This window comes from Amphritea sp. GJ51-11 (assembly GCF_055808735.1).
Genome location: NZ_CM147881.1, coordinates 90,353 through 107,500, shown reverse-complemented (window position 1 = coordinate 107,500; position 17,148 = coordinate 90,353). Strand labels below are relative to the sequence as shown.

General features: G+C 48.0%; 19 protein-coding genes and 1 rRNA gene (1 of these 20 running past the window's edge). 2 read left to right on the top strand and 18 right to left on the bottom strand.

The window, feature by feature from the left end; genetic code table 11:
* The 6 genes from AC0L4K_RS00515 to AC0L4K_RS00490 form a co-directional block, all read right to left on the bottom strand.
* Positions 1-397: ribosomal RNA gene (locus tag AC0L4K_RS00515) — 16S ribosomal RNA — on the bottom strand; it reaches 1,144 nt to the left of the window's first position.
* 696 nt (positions 398-1,093) lie between these two features.
* Entirely contained in the window at positions 1,094-1,699 is a 606-nt protein-coding gene (locus tag AC0L4K_RS00510; RefSeq protein ID WP_473267859.1) for a Yip1 family protein, read from the bottom strand.
* Positions 1,700-1,820: 121 nt separating this feature from the next.
* Entirely contained in the window at positions 1,821-2,723 is a 903-nt protein-coding gene (cyoE, locus tag AC0L4K_RS00505) for a heme o synthase (RefSeq protein ID WP_473267858.1), read from the bottom strand.
* The gene (locus tag AC0L4K_RS00500) at positions 2,716-3,708 is read right to left on the bottom strand and encodes a COX15/CtaA family protein (protein WP_473267856.1); all 993 of its coding nucleotides are present in this window, start codon (positions 3,706-3,708) and stop codon (positions 2,716-2,718) included. Before AC0L4K_RS00500 ends, cyoE begins: the two co-directional genes overlap by 8 nt.
* A gap of 1 nt (position 3,709) precedes the next feature.
* Positions 3,710-4,165 (bottom strand): hypothetical protein, encoded by a 456-nt coding sequence (locus tag AC0L4K_RS00495; protein ID WP_473267855.1) that lies wholly within the window; start codon positions 4,163-4,165, stop codon positions 3,710-3,712.
* Positions 4,162-4,872: an SURF1 family protein gene (locus tag AC0L4K_RS00490; protein ID WP_473267853.1), complete on the bottom strand. Its 711-nt coding sequence runs from the start codon at positions 4,870-4,872 to the stop codon at positions 4,162-4,164. Before AC0L4K_RS00490 ends, AC0L4K_RS00495 begins: the two co-directional genes overlap by 4 nt.
* 58 nt (positions 4,873-4,930) lie before the next feature.
* Here AC0L4K_RS00490 and AC0L4K_RS00485 point away from each other — a divergent pair, with 58 nt between their 5' ends.
* A complete protein-coding gene (locus AC0L4K_RS00485; protein ID WP_417227325.1) occupies positions 4,931-5,164 on the top strand; it encodes a twin transmembrane helix small protein in 234 nt (77 codons plus the stop codon).
* On the opposite strand, the gene AC0L4K_RS00480 is transcribed toward AC0L4K_RS00485, so the two are convergent.
* From AC0L4K_RS00480 to ubiM, 8 genes are all read right to left on the bottom strand, one after another.
* Positions 5,144-6,028, bottom strand: coding sequence for a cytochrome c oxidase subunit 3 (locus tag AC0L4K_RS00480; protein ID WP_473267852.1), 885 nt, complete (start codon positions 6,026-6,028; stop codon positions 5,144-5,146). The genes AC0L4K_RS00485 and AC0L4K_RS00480 overlap by 21 nt on opposite strands.
* The gene (locus tag AC0L4K_RS00475) at positions 6,025-6,606 is read right to left on the bottom strand and encodes a cytochrome c oxidase assembly protein (protein ID WP_417227329.1); all 582 of its coding nucleotides are present in this window, start codon (positions 6,604-6,606) and stop codon (positions 6,025-6,027) included. Before AC0L4K_RS00475 ends, AC0L4K_RS00480 begins: the two co-directional genes overlap by 4 nt.
* 5 nt (positions 6,607-6,611) lie before the next feature.
* Positions 6,612-8,216, bottom strand: coding sequence for a cytochrome c oxidase subunit I (ctaD, locus tag AC0L4K_RS00470; RefSeq protein ID WP_473267851.1), 1,605 nt, complete (start codon positions 8,214-8,216; stop codon positions 6,612-6,614).
* 4 nt (positions 8,217-8,220) lie between these two features.
* Positions 8,221-9,333 carry a cytochrome c oxidase subunit II gene (gene coxB, locus AC0L4K_RS00465; RefSeq protein WP_473267850.1) on the bottom strand — a complete coding sequence of 371 codons (1,113 nt, stop codon included), beginning with the start codon at positions 9,331-9,333 and terminating at the stop codon, positions 8,221-8,223.
* 464 nt (positions 9,334-9,797) lie between these two features.
* The gene (locus AC0L4K_RS00460; protein WP_473267849.1) at positions 9,798-10,385 is read right to left on the bottom strand and encodes a protein-methionine-sulfoxide reductase heme-binding subunit MsrQ; all 588 of its coding nucleotides are present in this window, start codon (positions 10,383-10,385) and stop codon (positions 9,798-9,800) included.
* A complete protein-coding gene (gene msrP, locus AC0L4K_RS00455) occupies positions 10,385-11,407 on the bottom strand; it encodes a protein-methionine-sulfoxide reductase catalytic subunit MsrP (RefSeq protein WP_473267848.1) in 1,023 nt (340 codons plus the stop codon). The genes AC0L4K_RS00460 and msrP overlap by 1 nt, the downstream gene beginning before the upstream one ends.
* 29 nt (positions 11,408-11,436) lie before the next feature.
* A complete protein-coding gene (gene pssA, locus AC0L4K_RS00450) occupies positions 11,437-12,216 on the bottom strand; it encodes a CDP-diacylglycerol--serine O-phosphatidyltransferase (RefSeq protein WP_417227338.1) in 780 nt (259 codons plus the stop codon).
* Positions 12,217-12,395: 179 nt separating this feature from the next.
* On the bottom strand, positions 12,396-13,601 hold the full coding sequence (ubiM, locus tag AC0L4K_RS00445; RefSeq protein WP_473267847.1) for a 5-demethoxyubiquinol-8 5-hydroxylase UbiM: 1,206 nt from the start codon (positions 13,599-13,601) through the stop codon (positions 12,396-12,398).
* Between the two features lie 234 nt (positions 13,602-13,835).
* On the opposite strand from ubiM, the gene ilvY reads away from it, so the two are divergent.
* Positions 13,836-14,708, top strand: coding sequence for an HTH-type transcriptional activator IlvY (gene ilvY, locus AC0L4K_RS00440; protein ID WP_473267845.1), 873 nt, complete (start codon positions 13,836-13,838; stop codon positions 14,706-14,708).
* A gap of 52 nt (positions 14,709-14,760) precedes the next feature.
* Here the strand turns inward: ilvY and AC0L4K_RS00435 are convergent, their stop codons facing one another.
* From AC0L4K_RS00435 to AC0L4K_RS00420, 4 genes are all read right to left on the bottom strand, one after another.
* Complete coding sequence (locus tag AC0L4K_RS00435; RefSeq protein ID WP_417227344.1) at positions 14,761-15,660, bottom strand: DMT family transporter; 900 nt, start codon at positions 15,658-15,660, stop codon at positions 14,761-14,763.
* Positions 15,653-16,045: an acyl-CoA thioesterase gene (locus tag AC0L4K_RS00430; protein ID WP_473267844.1), complete on the bottom strand. Its 393-nt coding sequence runs from the start codon at positions 16,043-16,045 to the stop codon at positions 15,653-15,655. The genes AC0L4K_RS00435 and AC0L4K_RS00430 overlap by 8 nt, the downstream gene beginning before the upstream one ends.
* Positions 16,046-16,105: 60 nt before the next feature.
* Positions 16,106-16,690, bottom strand: a complete 585-nt coding sequence (gene phnN, locus AC0L4K_RS00425; RefSeq protein ID WP_417227348.1) for a phosphonate metabolism protein/1,5-bisphosphokinase (PRPP-forming) PhnN — start codon at positions 16,688-16,690, stop codon at positions 16,106-16,108.
* Between the two features lie 109 nt (positions 16,691-16,799).
* A complete protein-coding gene (locus AC0L4K_RS00420; RefSeq protein ID WP_473267843.1) occupies positions 16,800-17,039 on the bottom strand; it encodes a hypothetical protein in 240 nt (79 codons plus the stop codon).
* Positions 17,040-17,148: the final 109 nt, after the last annotated feature.

Sequence of the window (17,148 nt, the reverse complement as noted above, 5' to 3'; positions counted from 1 at the left end):
CATGGCTGCATCAGGCTTGCGCCCATTGTGCAATATTCCCCACTGCTGCCTCCCGTAGGAGTCTGGACCGTGTCTCAGTTCCAGTGTGGCTGATCATCCTCTCAGACCAGCTACGGATCGTCGCCTTGGTGAGCCATTACCTCACCAACTAGCTAATCCGACGCAGACTCATCTGATAGCGCAAGGCCCGAAGGTCCCCTGCTTTCCCCCGTAGGGCGTATGCGGTATTAATCCAAATTTCTCTGGGCTATCCCCCACTACCAGGCAGATTTCTACGCGTTACTCACCCGTCCGCCGCTCGTCAGCGGGTAGCAAGCTACCCCTGTTACCGCTCGACTTGCATGTGTTAAGCCTGCCGCCAGCGTTCAATCTGAGCCATGATCAAACTCTTCAGTTTAAATCAAAGATATCGGAAAATGATATCTTGTAAATCTAGCTCAAAGCATTAAACAACTTGCATAAAAACATCTTCATGAATTTACTTATGTGTCGCTTACTTTGATAAAGCTTTTGTGCTTCATCTCAACAAGCGCCCACACGAATTATCTGATCTATCTGTTAAAGAGCGTTGCTTGAAAATGCAGGCCGAATTCTTCAGCCACTTTGCGAAAGCTATTCGCTTTCGCCGTCTCAAGCGAGGTGCGTATTCTACTCAACACCCTGATGAAGTCAACCATTTTGTTTAAGAATTTTTAACAAATCCTCAAACGAAGTCGGCGACTTCCTGTTCAACTTTCCGCTGTTAAAAGCTTGCGTTAAACGCCGTGCTTTCAATGGGTTAATCGAACAGCTCAACCTGTTTCAGTGACCGTTTCCGGTGGCTGTCTCAAGCGAGGAGGCGCATTCTACACCGCACAGCCAATGAGTCAACAGGACCAGCACGAAAAAGTTAAGATTTTGTGAAAAAGATTATTTTTAGAACAAAAAGCAATTAAAACGCAGCGGTGCCGCTTGCTAGCCGCTGCTTAGTCATTTGCTCGTATCAGCCTAAAGCCCATCACGCTCGAAAGAAGCGCCCACCAAAAGATAAAAACCGCCTCGCGGCGGTTTTTTGTAATTGGCGGTTAGCCGCTGGTATCTTTTTGCTAGATAGCTATCCGCTAACGTAACTTAACGGAACAACGGTGCTCCACAATATAACTGTTATCGCCAACAAGCCCACCAACACACAAAGTCCAACCGTTAAAATAGATGAGGCAAAGAAGAATGCCCTATCTTCAGGGATCTGCATTATTTCAGGCACCCCAGTGAAAAGCAGGTATATCGTATAAGCCACGGCTACCATGCCAGCAATAACATTGAACCATAAGACCGGATACAGACCGACAATCCCTACCATGAACATCGGAGTGGCGGTAAAGGTAGCCAACACCATACATTCATCAAGACTAACTTTTCCGCCATAGGTTCGTTCCATCCAGTGAATAACATAAGCAATAAAACCGACTCCTACCCACATCGCGACATAAAAGGCGACTGCGGCCATCAAGGCACTTTGCATTGAAAGCTTAACAAAATCACCTCCCGAAATACTCCAGCCTATCTGTGTTGTGCCAATAAATAGGGACAGTGAAGGTATGGCCGCAAGAATACTTATTTGCGACAAGAAACAGTGCATCATCGAATAACGTTCTTTGCGAATATCTCGCCACTCATGCTTAGGGTCATAGATTACACCCCACATATGTTGCAGAAACATAGGTCATCCTCCCAGGCCGGGATTCATCTTCGGCCTTACGATAGTGTTTAAGTAACTGCATGCTCCTTAATCTCTGACTTTTAGCTTTCAGTCACTCTTGTTGAAAATCGACTCGTTCTATTCAGTGTAGACTGGTTATGTAATGATCAACCAATAACACGGCAAATAACCACATAATATACTTCACACTAAACCAAAACATTGCCATCGGTGCTGCCGTATCTTTACCCCGATATACCCTGATCGCCCATTGTATAAACCTCAAATTCAGCAGTGTCACGCCAACCAAATACACCAAACCACTCATGCCCGTCATAAATGGAAACAGCGTGGTCAGCACCATCAATACGGTGTATAGCAAAATTTGTAAGCGAGTATATTGTTCACCATGGGTCACCGGTAACATCGGTACGCCTGCCCGCGCATAATCATCTTTTTTGTGAATACATAACGCCCAAAAATGCGGCGGCGTCCAAGCAAAAATAATCAACACGAGTAATAAGCTATCTGGGTTAACCTGACCCGTTACGGCAACCCAACCCAGCAGTGGGGGTGCGGCGCCCGCAATTCCGCCAATAACAATATTTAACGGGGTAGCTCGCTTCAGTAGCATGGTATAGATCAGCGCATAACCAATTAAAGCTGCCAATGTTAACCATGCGGTCAATAAATTGGTCCAGATGATCAGTACTGCCACACCAGAGAGTGATAAGAATGCCGCAAACAGCAGAGCCCGCGTTTCATCGATTTTACCTTGAGGAAGAGGACGCCGATGGGTTCTTGCCATTTTCGCATCAATATTTCGATCCATGACATGATTTACCGCTGCGGCACCCGATGCCATCAAACCGATACCAAGTGTTGCACTGATAACAATACCGATCGGTGGTAAGCCCGGCGTAGCTAAACACATACCCACCACCGCCGTCAGCAACATCACGGCCACCACTCTAGGCTTGCATAGCTCAAGATAATCACGCCAAGCAAACAACTCGGTTAAGGCTTTTTGTTGACTATTATTCATAGCGCACCTCCGATAGGTAACAGGATTTCAACCAGAGTAAGCTGAGTAATAACGACACCGCGCCCACATGGTGAAGCCACGCCAGCAACGCTGGTACGCCATAAATCACATTAGCGACACCCAATAACAGCTGCAAGATCAATAACCCCAAAAGTACATATGCCGGCCTCCGGCTAGTTCGGCGCTGTAAAGCCAACACGCCAACGAGCAACATAACGCAACTCACAACGAGAGCACCGGCACGATGCATCATCTGAATCGCCGCTCGGGCGGGATGAGAAAGTGTCCCGCCCTGATGATTTTGGTCAGTCTCAAAGTTAAAACTAAAACCAGTGGCAAAATCGAGCTCTGTACTCTGCCCTGCAATACAACTAAGCCAGTGGGTGCAAGCCCACCCCGCATAGTTAGCGCTCGTCCAACCACCCAGTAGTATCTGAACAAACAGTATCAGCATCGCCAGCCGCATTAACCCCCGATGCGAGGATTGACGAGGAGAGCTACCAACCGTCCGAATTCTACCCGCCAATACCGTCAGTAACGTTAGGGTTAACAAGCCTCCTAACAGATGCCCCAATACAATCGGAGGCAGTAGTTTTAGGGTTACCGTCCACATACCGAATAAACCCTGACAAACGACCAACAGCAACAAAACAGATGACAAAACAACGGGATAACTTGGCTGTCGACGACGTTGCCATGCCATCACAACAAGCGCCATAACCAACAACCCAAGCGTTGTTGCCATATAGCGATGAATCATCTCGATCCAACCTTTTACCGCATCGACCTCAACACCGGCAAAGTTTTGGCGAGCCTCATCAATATGCAATTGTGAAACAGGGGCGGTCACCTGCCCAAAACAGCCCGGCCAATCTGGACACCCCAAACCAGCATCCATAATGCGGGTCCAACCGCCCATTAGAATCACCAATATTGTCAGCACAATAGCCAGATAACAGATAACCAGTGGCCGGCGATTACTCATCTCACCCTACCTTCGATATCCGCAGCAAACGTTTTAAATCTTTGATCACCGCCTGAGGAGGAAGAGAAAGGCTATAGCGTGTCACCATAAACCCACGAGGGTCCGCTAATAATAAGCCCGCACCCGTGTCACTGATCTCGATTCGTTGCCAATGGAGCCGATCACTGTCTTTACCCAGTGATGTTTGCAGCCCCGGCAGTAGCTCCTGCCACTGTCGACACTCATCAGCACACTCATTATCCACCAGCAAAATCAATTGCCAGCCTTCGGCGATCTCATCTGCCTCCTCAAGCGCCAAATCCTTAAGCATCACGCCCGGTGGATAAAGCTCACCCAGGGTAATCTGCTGTGCTGGGCGCCAACCGGAAAAATAAGCCAGTGACGCACCTATCAACGGTATCAGGGCCACCGCCCATACCAACCAAAAGACCGTTCGCGGATAACCTTTATGACTCATAACGCCCTCCGTTGATGCCATAACAACCAGCCACACCCAGTCACAAGTACCATCGCCAAACCAAACCACTGAACCGCGTAACCGATATGACGCTGCGGTGTCATCGTCACCACCGGCCACCCAACTCTTAATTGGGGCAACAATGGTTTATCCATACGAATAACCGCCGGATACAATCCAGAATGCCGTGCAGCTAAACGATCCATATCCAGCTGTTGAATTCTGATCAGCCCACCAGCCTGCCAACGATCAGGTCTTAGCTGAACAATTGGCAAGGGCGTGACCAATCTACCGACAACCCTTTGCTCCCCCTGAGGAAGCTCAATACTCGGCAGTTGATCACGATACTGACTACCTTGAATCCATCCAAGATTAACCATAACTAACCTCGTTTTACTCTGCTGCACAGCTAACTCAAAAGGCACAATCACTTCATAACCAACGCGCCCTTCTCGGGTTCGGTTATCCAATAGGTAGACCGCCCCCCTAATGAAGTGACCGGTTAATGCCACTCCGGCCGGCGCCACATCCTGTTCAGGTAATGCGGTTAAGTCGATACGTGCGTTATTCCACTGCGCTAATAGCTGCTGTTTCTCATCGGCCCGTTGCAACTGCCATATACCCAGCCAAACTAATAACGGCATCAGCAACAGAGCTAGAATCACCATAAACCACTTGCTAACAGGTATTCGTTGAACTTTACTCAATTGAGTGTCACTCCATACGTATTACCGCTTTATTCATACACAGAGCAGAGTACTGAATATGTTTAAGATACTGATTATTATCTTCTTCCTTTGCATTATTATCAGTCTATTCGCCGGCCTCTACTTCCTACTCAAAGACCAAAGCCGCTCTCGACGCACGGTACATTCACTGATCATCCGAGTGGTATTCGCCGTCGCGTTGCTGTTAATTATCCTCATTGGCTTCTACAGCGGAGAGCTCAGTCTCAGATCCCCCTTCCCCGTCGCGTCATCACAACAGATAGACAAATAGAAACAACCCAACCCAAACAACATCAACAAAATGCCAATACCAAGAAACCGCCTCAAAGCCAAAATGATGATCCGGCTCAAAATGCCCGCGTATAACCCGCAACAGAATAATCACTAACATCAGGGTACCCAGCGTCACATGCATGCCATGGAAGCCCGTAAGAATAAAAAAGGTCGCACCATAGATACCGGCATGAAGGGTCAAGCCCAACTCATCATAAGCCTCTGCATACTCAAGCCCCTGAAACACTATAAACAAAGAACCAAGAATGATAGTAAGCGCTAACCAGCCAATAACTTGAGGACGGCGATCCTGCTTTAAACGGTAATGAGCTAAAGTCACCGTCACACTGGAGCTCAACAACAATAGAGTGTTAATAAGCGGCAGGTGCAGCGGATCAATAAGTCCCGAAGGCCCGGGATAAGCGGTCATATCGGGTGTTTTCATCAATGGCCAGGTCGCTTCAAACCCCTGCCAAAGCATATTAGCCGTTCCTTTTTCACCCTCGCCTCCCAACCAAGGAACCGAGAGGTTTCTGACATAAAAAAGAGCACCAAAAAAAGCGGTGAAAAACATCAATTCCGAAAAGATGAACCAGCTCATTCCCCAACGGAAGGAACGATCCATTTGATCAGAGTAGAGCCCGCTTCGGCTCTCATCGATCACATGACCAAACCAGCCAGTGAGAATTAACCCCATACAAAGAACACCAACTAACAGTATGGTAAGCCCGAGCCCCCCACCGCTGTTGGCAGTCAATGCATTCATTAACGTCCCAGCACCATAAGCGATGAGAAACAGCGACGCCGAGGCTAGAATAGGCCAACGACTTTGAGCCGGAACATAATAAGCCTGACTATTCATAAAGTACTCCTTGCCGGAATAATTGAGCTGCCACTGCCCGGTCTCGATTCAGGGGTAATATCAAACAGGGTATAAGACAACGTCACCGTAGTAATAAATTCAGGCAGCTTATCATCCACCATAAACACCAATGGCATTTCACGTTCCTCGCCAGCGCTAAGGGGCTGTTGCTCAAAACAGAAACAATTCACTTTATGGAGATATTCCGCCGCTGCCGAGGGCGACACACTGGGGATAGCCTGCGCCACCATATGTTGATTTGTTGGATTAAAAGCCATGAAGGCGGTTTGAGTCATTTCACCTGGGTGAACCAACATCTCAGATAGCGCTGGCTTTAACCGCCAAGGCATCGCCTCATTGTTGACCGCTAAAAATTGCACCCGTACTTGGCGCTGCTCATTCACTGGATAAACCTCCGTCAAGGCTCCAGTATTCTGCAACTTTCCATTCAAGCCCGTCACATCGCAGAACACGTCATATAGCGGCACTAACAAGAAACCAAAGCCAAACATCAAGACAGCGCTGGCTAACAATTTAATTAACAGACTCCGATTACGTTGCTGTAGCGGCTGCATCATTCACCTCACTCATTATCCTTATAGGGATGCCTGAATACCGGTGGCTCTGTAAATGAGTGGTAGGGCGGAGGTGAAGACAGAGTCCACTCGAGACCATGACTCCCCTCCCATACACCGTCGGTGGCTTTTTTACCCGCCCGAATACAGCTGACGATGTTGTAGACAAACAACAATTGCGACAAACCAAACAGAAACGCACCCAAGGTCGCCACCATATTAAAATCGGCAAACTGCAGGGCATAATCAGGGATCCGACGCGGCATTCCCGCCAAACCAAGGAAATGCATCGGAAAAAAGGTAACATTAACGCCGATAAAGGAGAGCCAGAAATGCAGCTTACCCATCGTTTCGTTATACATATGACCGGTCCATTTAGGTAACCAGTAATACGCCGCCGCCATAATTGAGAATACGGAACCCGGCACTAACACATAATGAAAATGCGCGACTACAAAATAGGTATCGTGATATTGAAAATCAGCTGGTGCAATCGCCAACATAAGCCCAGAAAAACCGCCGATAGAAAACAGCACGACAAACGCCAAAGCAAATAACATAGGTGTTTCAAAGGTCATCGAACCACGAAACATTGTCGCTACCCAGTTAAATATTTTCACCCCCGTCGGCACCGCTATCAGCATCGTGGTGTACATAAAGAACAGCTCGCCTGCCAACGGCATACCCACAGCAAACATATGGTGCGCCCAGACAATAAAGGAGAGCAACGCAATGGACGCGGTGGCATATACCATAGAGGTATAACCAAACAATCGCTTACGAGCAAACGTTGGAATAATTTCTGAGACCACACCAAATGCCGGTAGGATCATGATATAGACCTCAGGATGACCAAAAAACCAAAAGACATGCTGAAACAGTACCGGATCACCGCCCCCCGCTGCATCGAAAAAGCTAGTTCCAAAATGGATATCCATCAACATCATAGTCACCACGCCAGCCAATACCGGCATGACGGCGATTAGCAAGAAAGCAGTGATTAACCATGTCCAAACGAACAGTGGCATATCCATGAGTTTCATACCGGGAGTGCGCATATTCAAGATGGTGGCAATCACATTGATCGCCCCCATAATCGAACTAATCCCCATCATATGAACGGCGAAAATAAAGAAGGTGACACTCGGAGGCGCATACGTCGTGGACAGTGGTGCATAGAAGGTCCAACCAAAGTTAGGTCCGCCTCCCTCCATCAGCAAGGTGGAAAGCATCATCGCGAATGCAAACGGCAGAATCCAAAAACTCCAGTTGTTCATCCGCGGCAACGCCATATCCGGTGCCCCAATCATCATCGGGATCAACCAGTTAGCTAAACCAACAAAAGCCGGCATCACCGCGCCAAAAACCATAATCAAACCGTGAGACGTGGTCATCTGATTGAAAAACTCAGGTCTTATCAGTTGTAATCCCGGTTGAAACAGCTCGGCCCGGATCGTCAACGCCATACAGCCACCGACAAAAAACATTGTGAGGCTAAATAGCAGATAGAGCGTACCGATGTCTTTATGGTTCGTCGTGTAAAGCCAGCGAGTAATACCTTTAGCTGGGCCATGATGACCGGGACTGTGAACTGCCTGTTCTAAGCTAGCCATCACCTTACTCCTTCAACAATTCATTGATTTGCTGAACCGTCACCGTACCGCCGTGGTTACCCCAAGCATTTCGTTCGTAGGTAATAACCGATGCGAGATCCACCACACTCAACTGCTCGCTAAATGCTTGCATCGCGGTACCTGATCGACCATGCAGCACCACATTAATATGCTCTGCCGCATCACCCGCCATCAACTTACTGCCTGCCAATGCAGGAAAGACTCCGGGAATACCTTGACCTTCAAACTGATGACAAGCCGCACAACGCGCCTTGTAAACCGTCTCCCCCTGCGCCATCAACTCAGCCTGACTCATCTGCCGTTGCGCCGACTGCTGCTCCGCAATTTTCAAATTAGCTTGCTCGGTAATCCACCGCTGATAGTCCTCAGGGGATTTCACCTCAACCACAATCGGCATAAAGCCGTGGTCCCGGCCACACAACTCGGCACACTGCCCCCGATAAATACCCGGCTCATCGACTCGCGTCCAAGATTCATTAACAAACCCCGGAATCGCATCTTTTTTGACCGCCAAGGCTGGCACCCACCATGAGTGAATCACATCATTGGAGGTCAACAGAAAACGGATTTTTTTACCGGCAGGAATCACTAAAGGCTTATCCACTTCCAGTAGATAATGCTCACCCTTCGTTTGCTCGTTATTGATCTGTTCTTGAGGGGTTGTTAGCGAGCTGAAAAAATCGATATCTTGATTAAGATATTTATAGCGCCACTTCCATTGATATCCGGTAATTTGAATATCAATATCCGCGTTATTTTTATCGTACATTTGAATCAGTGTTGTACTGGCTGGAACCGCCATCGATACCAGAATAACCACGGGAATGATTGTCCAGATAATTTCGACCCAGGTACTTTCGTGAAAGTGTGCCGCTTTGGCGCCGCGAGATTTACGGTGCCAAATAATCGACCAGAACATGACACCAAACACCACCACCGCGATAGCCACGCAGATGTAGAAAATGATCATATGCAGGCCATAGACAGAACGACTAATTTCAGTCGCCCCCTCGATCAGGTTAACCTGCCACTCCGCCGACACTCGCGGTACATAAAAGATCCCTGTAAACAACAGAGCCTTGCCGATATGTCTCATCCCTAGGCCTCCTTGCTGTTAAGTTTCAACAGCGGCAAACCAAGCCTATCAATGATCCCTGTTAAACAATTCCATTACCTGAGTTGATCACTTGGTTATTAGCCAGTATAGCAGTAGATTCAAAAATACAAGGAGAACTGTACAAAAAACAGACAGCGACAAGAGCAAACTAACGCCCTTGCCACAGAGAGAAAAAGCCGAGCTGATAACGCCTTCTTAGCCCGCTAATCTTGTTAAAAGTAAAAACAGCATCCCCATAAGCACGATCAAAAAAAACGCTGAAGCCAACAATGTAAGCCACATCGACGGCATAGGTAGATGATATCTTCGTCTTCTTTCGTCGGGTGGTATTGCGAATATCATAGCCCATAGACGATGCATTCGAGCGATCCAAAAAATGACTGGCAGCCGTTGTTCAAAGCACCGGTTTGGAATCATATTAAGCACCTCTCTTAACGAATCAGTTAACTGCGTCTTTTAAGATATAGTCGATGTCCAAGCAAAAGAGCCAACAGAATTGAAAAAATAAGTTGCTGCGAAAAGTCTGAACGAATCTGCCAAATAAAATGCAACATTACCAATAAACTGGCGGGATAGATCAGAGAGTGTAGTGTTTTCCAGCGCTTACCCAAGCGACGCTGCATCCTTTGAGTCGATGTTAACGCCAGTGGCAAGAGCATTAAAAGCGCTAGCCCACCCACAATAATATAGGGCCGTTTAGTCAGCTCTGTGAGCAAAATATCCATTCGCCAGCCCACTAGAAAAGTGGCAAATGCCAACAAGTGAAGCACACCATAAAAAAAGGCGAACAGACCCAACATGCGCCTATAGAGAATCAGCTCGCGCCAACCCAATAAACGGCGCAACGGCGTCACCGCGAGAGTTAACCATAGCCAGAAGAGCGCCCAGAAACCGAGGTCTTTAACAATTACTTTAGCTGGATCAGCCCCTAGATCGCCATTCAGCAACGCCTGTATCAGTAAAACCAACGGCAGCAGCAATAGCAGAAACAGCATCCAGCGAAACCAACCGGCACGCAGCAATGAGGCCATCAAAACCACTGAGTCAGATCCATCCCCTTATAGAGGTCAGCGACCTGCTCGGCATAGCCATTAAATGGCAGGGTATCGATCAAATTAGGTGAGAACAGTGAGGAGGGTAAGCGACGCTCTGTCGCTTGAGACCAGCGAGGATGATCGACCGCAGGATTAACGTTGGCATAGAAGCCATATTCATCCGGCGCGATAATATTCCAACTGGTTTTTGGCATCGTCTCACTAAAGTGAATACGAACAATCGACTTAATCGATTTAAATCCATACTTCCAAGGCACCACTAATCGTAATGGCGCGCCATTCTGCGGCGGCAGTGCATTGCCATACATACCGACGGCTATCAATGTCAGAGGATTCATCGCCTCATCGATTCTTAGCCCTTCAACATAGGGCCACTTTATCGTACCAAACAGATTACCCTGACCAGGCATTTGCGCTTTATCTTCTAAGGTTGTGAAGTGCACATATTTGGCTTTAGAGGTCGGTTCAAAACGCTTAATCAGATCCGCCAGCGGAAATCCTAACCAAGGAATCACCATCGACCAAGCTTCAACACAGCGCAGTCGGTATATCCGATCTTCTAAGGAATGGGGAGCGAGGATATCTTCCAGTGGATAGTGCCCAGGTTTTGCAATCGCACCGCTGACTTCAACCGTCCAAGGGTCGGTCACAAATCCCTGAGCATTGCGCACCGGGTCACGTTTATCGGTACCAAACTCATAAAAGTTATTATGGGTAATCGCATCATAATACGGCGCTAAAGCTTCATCCGTTGAATAGCCCGGGTTACGGACAGCGTCGCCCAACTTTGGCTGTAGCCACTGAGGCCCTGAATAACGAGGCAGGTCAGCAGGAATATCATATTCCGTAGCACGCACAGTTGAGGACAACCCCAGCATCGGCAATGCCGTCATCGACAACGCCGCTTGCATAAAGCGACGACGATTCCGATAAATAGATTCTGGGGTAATCTCGGAGGGTTGGATCGATTGAGCACTGGCTCGTTTATATCTATTCAAAACAACCTCTCCTCAATGCTCCGCGTGGTTTAGCTGCTGAGTGTTTTACGTTTGCGCAGCAGCCACAATACCGGACCTGATAATGAATAACCTAGTAACAATAACCACAGGAAGATAGCCGGGCTAATCGAGATCACGCCAATCGTCAAAACGATCACCAGCAAGATCATAAAGGGAATCTTGCCCTTTGGATCCACATCTTTAAAACTGTAGTAAAGCACATTACTCACCATCAACACGCCCATCAAAGCGACATAGATAGCAATGAGTAAGACAAAACTCGAGACATCAATATCAAATTCAACACAGGCCCACACCAATCCAGCGATCGACGCCGCTGCGGCCGGGCTCGGCAGGCCGATAAAGTAGCGCTTATCCACAGAACCAATTTGGGTATTAAAACGCGCCAAACGTAAAGCCGCGCCAGCTACATAGATAAACGCACAGAACCAACCAAACTTACCCGCGTCACTCAGGACCCAGCTAAATGTAACCAATGCCGGTGCGACCCCAAATGAGACCATATCCGCTAGCGAGTCATATTCCGCCCCAAATGTGCTCTGGGTATTGGTCAGACGAGCCACACGACCATCGAGTCCATCGAGTACCATCGAGACAAAAATCGCAATCGCCGCATTATCAAACGCACCGTTCATGCCCGCAACAATGGCGTAGAAGCCACTAAACAAAGCGCCGGTCGTGAATAAGTTTGGCAATAAATATATCCCGCGACTGCGAGGTTTAGGGTCTGCAGGTTCTGGGGTAGGTTGATCAGGTTGTTCTGGTTTGCTTCCCTGTGGGTTGTTCATAGAGCTGTTTACACCAATGGATTAACAAAATGTTCTGACATTCTACTTTTCCGCCTAACGGAAAGCTATCGATACCCAAAAGCTTTCAGTATCTGAGGCGGCCGAATAGGCTCAGCTATTCGCTTCCAAAGACCGCTAAACAAAACACTGAAGACTCGATTAAGCTATAAGATTAGCGCTTATTTTAAACCGGGTAAAAAGAAAGGAATATCGATCCGCTTCTCAGTCAACTTACGGGTGATAATCCGCTTTAACGGCGCGAAGTTATTGGCGATCCGTAAGGTCGCCTTACGGGCGATTTTGGCCGCCACATTATCATTGGTAAACAACCCCACCACGAGATTAGTCCCCATATACAAGGGACGAGTAACCAACATATGACTGCGCTGATATTTCTGTAACACACGGTTAGAGCCAATATCGACACCATGGCTGAGGGCCTGTTTAATCTCTTTGGCCAGGGTTTCCTGACTTCTCAGCCCCAAATTAAAACCATGGGCCGTAACGGGGTGCATACCAACGGCAGCATCACCGATCACCGCGTATCGACGACTGACAAATTTATTCGCATGCACCGCCACCAATGGATAGAGATGACGACGACCATAGAGCTTCATACGACCTAACTGCCCCTGTAGACGCTGTTCAATATCTGTGGCGAACGCCTCTTCACTCATATTAAAGATACTTTCAGCTTCAGCACTAGAGACCGTCACAACAATGGACGACAGGTTACCCATCATCGGTAGAATCGCTACGGTTCGGCCATAATGAAAACATTCAAAGGCTGTTTGCTGATGGGACAGCGAGTGCTCCATTCGGCACACGATAGCGGTGCGGGAAAAATCTTTAATGCTGGCGGGCAGACCCATTTTACGGCGGGTCTCCGAAAAACGACTATCCGCCGAGACGAGCAGATCACACTCGAAACGCTCACCATTCGCCAACTGCACCCAGGCACAGCGTTCATCACTACCGACATCTTCAACCGACATTTCAGTCAACAACTCAATATTATCGATCCCTTGCACAACGTCGAAATAAGCTTTGCGGATTTTGTCATTGGGTACCAAATAGCCTAACGCATCCAACGCCGCATTATCGTTATCAAAGTTCAGCGTATAACTAGAATTACCATCAAGCACTTTCGCCGCACAGATCGGCGATACATCATTGGCGGCGAGTGTCTGCCAAGCCCCGGAGGCTTTCATCAATGTCACCGACAGATGTGTTAACGCGATTTCACGGCCATCTTCCGGTGGGTTCTGTAAAGTATTAAAAGATGATCGATCCACCAACAAGACCTTTAGAGAAGTGTCGCCTAGTGAACGAGCAAAGCTCAGCCCAGCGGGGCCCGCGCCAATAATGATGATGTCGTACTTCATACTGAACCTCAGGGCGATCATGCGCCATTGCAACCGGAATATAAGATAAGGCTAGACCTTACCCGCAACAACAATCGATTACCCTAATCCAGGTCAAGCCAGTTTAAGAAAACCTAGCCCGCATCATCCTCAGGATCATACAAGCCAAACAGTACGTATAAATATTGATTGCAGAAAACAACATATATGTAAAAATACATTTCAATTACTGCAATATAGAAACTGATACGACCGATGGATACCCGCTCGCTTAAATTCTTTATCAGTCTATGCGACACACTTCATTTTGGCCGCGCCAGCGAAGTGTGCCATATCAGCCCTTCGGCCCTCACCCGCACGATTAAACAGATGGAAGATACCCTCGGAGTACAGTTATTCGAGCGGGATAATCGTACCGTCAGCCTAACTCATGAAGGTGAGCGTTTCCAAACCTACGCCCGCGAGGCACTGATACAGTGGGATGTTATCCGTAACTCGCTCCTCGAAGAAGCGCAAGAATTACAGGGAGAGATCAGCGTCTACTGCTCGGTCACCGCAAGCTATAGCTTTCTCTATGACATTCTCAATAAATTTCGCCGTCAACATCCCAAAATCGAAATCAAACTACATACCGGCGATCCCGAAAGTGCGATTCAACGGGTAGTGAGTGGCACCGACGATATCACCATTGCCGCCCGCACCGACATATTGCACACCAGCCTAGCCTTTAAACACATCGCCACCTCACCTTTGGTCTTTATCGCCCCGCAGCAAGACCCCCTCCTAGATTCCATGCTCAGTGGCACTATCGACTGGTCAGCGGTACCTATGATTTTGTCAGAAGAAGGGGTTTCACGGAAAAGGATTGATCAGTGGTTTAAGACACGAGGGACTAAACCCAAAATCTATGCTCAAGTCGCCGGTAACGAAGCGATTGTCAGTATGGTCAGCCTTGGCTTCGGCGTCGGCATTGTGCCGAAAATTGTGTTGGAGAATAGCCCGTTAGCAGGTCGAGTGCGGATTCTAGCGATTCAGCCTGAATTGAAAGCCTATGATGTCGGCCTCATCGCACTGAAAAAGAAATTACAAAGCCCGCTAATCTCTGCATTCTGGTCACAGATCCGCTGAGGCCGTTAATAGTAGACTTCTCAACAAGGCGGCTCCCCTCTTCCTGCTGTTTTTACAGTGAATGCTTCACCCGTTTACTTGGCTTATTGACCAAATAGATACCTAATGCCACCAGCAACAGTGCCCCCAGCATATCCAACGAGAGCTGCTCATCCAAAATAAGCCATGCAAACATCACCCCGAACAACGGCGTCAAAAACGTAAAACTGGCAATTTTTGAGGCGGGGTAATGACTTAACAACCAAAACCAAGCTAGATAGCCGGCAAACGCCATCAAGACAGTCTGAAATAACAATGAACCGATGACCAGTGAGGTTAACTGAGTGATACCGGGCTCGCCCATCAGCCAAGACAGCAACGGCAAGATTAGCGCCGACACTACTAACTGATAGAGCAGCACCCTAGACGGTGACTGGTGCCGCTGAGGCGAAGCCTTCAACACGACGGTTGTCGCCCCCCAGAAAAGTGCGCCGGCTAAAGCCAAGCTATCACCCAATAGAGACGCTTCACCATCGAGGGAATCCCGGAAAGCGAAGAAAACACCAGCAAAGGCGATCAGCAAACCCACGCCTTGCAATCGCGTGAGACGCTCACCCGGGACAAACAGATGCGCCCCAAGAGCCACCACAAATGGCGAGGTATAGAGGAAAATCGTTGCATGGGAGGCCGTGGTCAAATTCAATGCGGTATAGATGAGTAAAAACTCTATCGCGAATAACACACCCAGCAGTACTCCCCACCAAAAAGCACCATCCCGACGTAAGATTTTCTCGCCTCGCCACATCATCCATAAAATCAGTAGAAAAGAAGCGCCAATTGAGCGCAAACCGGCTTGCATCAGAGGCGATATACCCTCTAAGCCAAACTTAACCACCACCTGATTCAAGCCAAACAATAGACATAAACCGACCAGCAGCACGATGGCCAAACTATCAAACTGGGCCTTAATCATTGTGAAAAAGCGCAGCCAGTTCAGCAGAAATATAAGGACGACCGCGTTCATTCAAGGCCGTACCGATAACCAGCCCGCTCAGACAAAGCTTTTCATCTTCGAGACGCACCACCCGTTGACGGAAACCAAACTTGACCTTACTCATCCGCTCTAGTGCGACTTCAACCCGAAAGCGATCACTACTTTGTAATGAAGCTTTATAATCCAACTCTGAACGGATCACCACCAGATGGATACCCGCTTTCGTCAGGGCCGCAAAATCAATACCACTGTGTTTTAAAAACGCATGGCGGGCATGTTCAAGATAGTTAAAATAGACACCATTATTGACGATACCCTGCATATCCAGTTCATAGTCCCTAACACTCATCTCAATACTGAACATTAAAAATCTCCTAACAAAAAAGGGTGCTTAAATAGCACCCTCTTGAAAATCAGTCATCATCTAGTGGGTTGAGCGGGCCGGCTGTAGCGAATCTGGCGCCAATGACTCAATCAGTTTCAATAACGCGTCGACACCTTCCTGTAAATTCGCATTATTATCGATCAGCAGAATATTTTCTGGCAAGCTATCGACAAACTGTCGGTGTCGGTTTAACCGTTTAACAATCTCAGCTTCACTCTCACGTCCCCGCTCGACCAGTCGCTGATGCAGGCGATCTTCATCCACCTGAACCAACACCGGAATCAAATTCGGATAAGCATGTAAGGCAATTTGTAAATATTCGCGGGAGCCGTTGATAACCACATTGACGCCTTTCGCCAGCCAGTTATCGATTTCAGCACCAATACCATAACTATAGTCATGGGAATACCATTGCATGGCGAACATGCCCATATTCGCTCGCATATCAAACTCTTCGGGCGATAAATGGATATGATTTTCACCGCCGATATTCGGCGCACGGGTGATATATCGATGGGCAACAAAACAGCGATGATTCGTCTGCAGGCGCTGACGGCACCCTTCAAGCAAACTATCTTTACCGCTGCCTGAAGCGCCCACCAGATAGAGCAGTTTTCCACTCATAGGATGGTCTCTGAGTACTATACCGGTTATTGAGAGTCCAAGAGTAATACGCTTAAATTGGAAACACCAGCCCTGATTTACGCTGTCCTCCCGCAAAGGCTAAAAACCCTCACACCAACATCTCCTGAGCAAAGACAACGACATAGAGATCATTCCAACGTGGAAACAAAGGCCCTGGGCGTCCTATCCTCTCCTGATAGTAACGGATATAACTCAAGCGGTCTCCCACACACACTTCGCTGTCATATGTCAGCAGCGCAGCCTTTTCAGCAAGAGTCACATCAGACACAACCGTTGGTGATACTGTCAATAGCATGGCCAGTATCACCAATCTAACCGAACGGAACATAGGCACCTCCTCAGATAGGCACATAATCAATATATCATCCTGATAAGCTGGTATTTCACCAGCGGCTTCCCTGCAAAGCCAACCTGTATCTCAAGGATTTCATCACCCT

What these genes read in the sequence shown, in the direction of transcription:
- AC0L4K_RS00480 (WP_473267852.1), bottom strand. Translation starts at nt 6,028, where the DNA reads ATGAATAGTCAGGCTTATTATGTTCCGGCTCAAAGTCGTTGGCCTATT.
- ubiM (WP_473267847.1), bottom strand. Translation starts at nt 13,601, where the DNA reads ATGAAGTACGACATCATCATTATTGGCGCGGGCCCCGCTGGGCTGAGC.
- AC0L4K_RS00460 (WP_473267849.1), bottom strand. Translation starts at nt 10,385, where the DNA reads ATGGCCTCATTGCTGCGTGCCGGTTGGTTTCGCTGGATGCTGTTTCTG.
- AC0L4K_RS00475 (WP_417227329.1), bottom strand. Translation starts at nt 6,606, where the DNA reads ATGATGCAGCCGCTACAGCAACGTAATCGGAGTCTGTTAATTAAATTG.
- AC0L4K_RS00510 (WP_473267859.1), bottom strand. Translation starts at nt 1,699, where the DNA reads ATGTTTCTGCAACATATGTGGGGTGTAATCTATGACCCTAAGCATGAG.
- AC0L4K_RS00500 (WP_473267856.1), bottom strand. Translation starts at nt 3,708, where the DNA reads ATGAGTAATCGCCGGCCACTGGTTATCTGTTATCTGGCTATTGTGCTG.
- AC0L4K_RS00485 (WP_417227325.1), top strand. Translation starts at nt 4,931, where the DNA reads ATGTTTAAGATACTGATTATTATCTTCTTCCTTTGCATTATTATCAGT.
- AC0L4K_RS00435 (WP_417227344.1), bottom strand. Translation starts at nt 15,660, where the DNA reads ATGATTAAGGCCCAGTTTGATAGTTTGGCCATCGTGCTGCTGGTCGGT.
- coxB (WP_473267850.1), bottom strand. Translation starts at nt 9,333, where the DNA reads ATGAGACATATCGGCAAGGCTCTGTTGTTTACAGGGATCTTTTATGTA.
- AC0L4K_RS00430 (WP_473267844.1), bottom strand. Translation starts at nt 16,045, where the DNA reads ATGTTCAGTATTGAGATGAGTGTTAGGGACTATGAACTGGATATGCAG.
- ctaD (WP_473267851.1), bottom strand. Translation starts at nt 8,216, where the DNA reads ATGGCTAGCTTAGAACAGGCAGTTCACAGTCCCGGTCATCATGGCCCA.
- AC0L4K_RS00495 (WP_473267855.1), bottom strand. Translation starts at nt 4,165, where the DNA reads ATGAGTCATAAAGGTTATCCGCGAACGGTCTTTTGGTTGGTATGGGCG.
- pssA (WP_417227338.1), bottom strand. Translation starts at nt 12,216, where the DNA reads ATGAACAACCCACAGGGAAGCAAACCAGAACAACCTGATCAACCTACC.
- AC0L4K_RS00420 (WP_473267843.1), bottom strand. Translation starts at nt 17,039, where the DNA reads ATGTTCCGTTCGGTTAGATTGGTGATACTGGCCATGCTATTGACAGTA.
- cyoE (WP_473267858.1), bottom strand. Translation starts at nt 2,723, where the DNA reads ATGAATAATAGTCAACAAAAAGCCTTAACCGAGTTGTTTGCTTGGCGT.
- phnN (WP_417227348.1), bottom strand. Translation starts at nt 16,690, where the DNA reads ATGAGTGGAAAACTGCTCTATCTGGTGGGCGCTTCAGGCAGCGGTAAA.
- ilvY (WP_473267845.1), top strand. Translation starts at nt 13,836, where the DNA reads ATGGATACCCGCTCGCTTAAATTCTTTATCAGTCTATGCGACACACTT.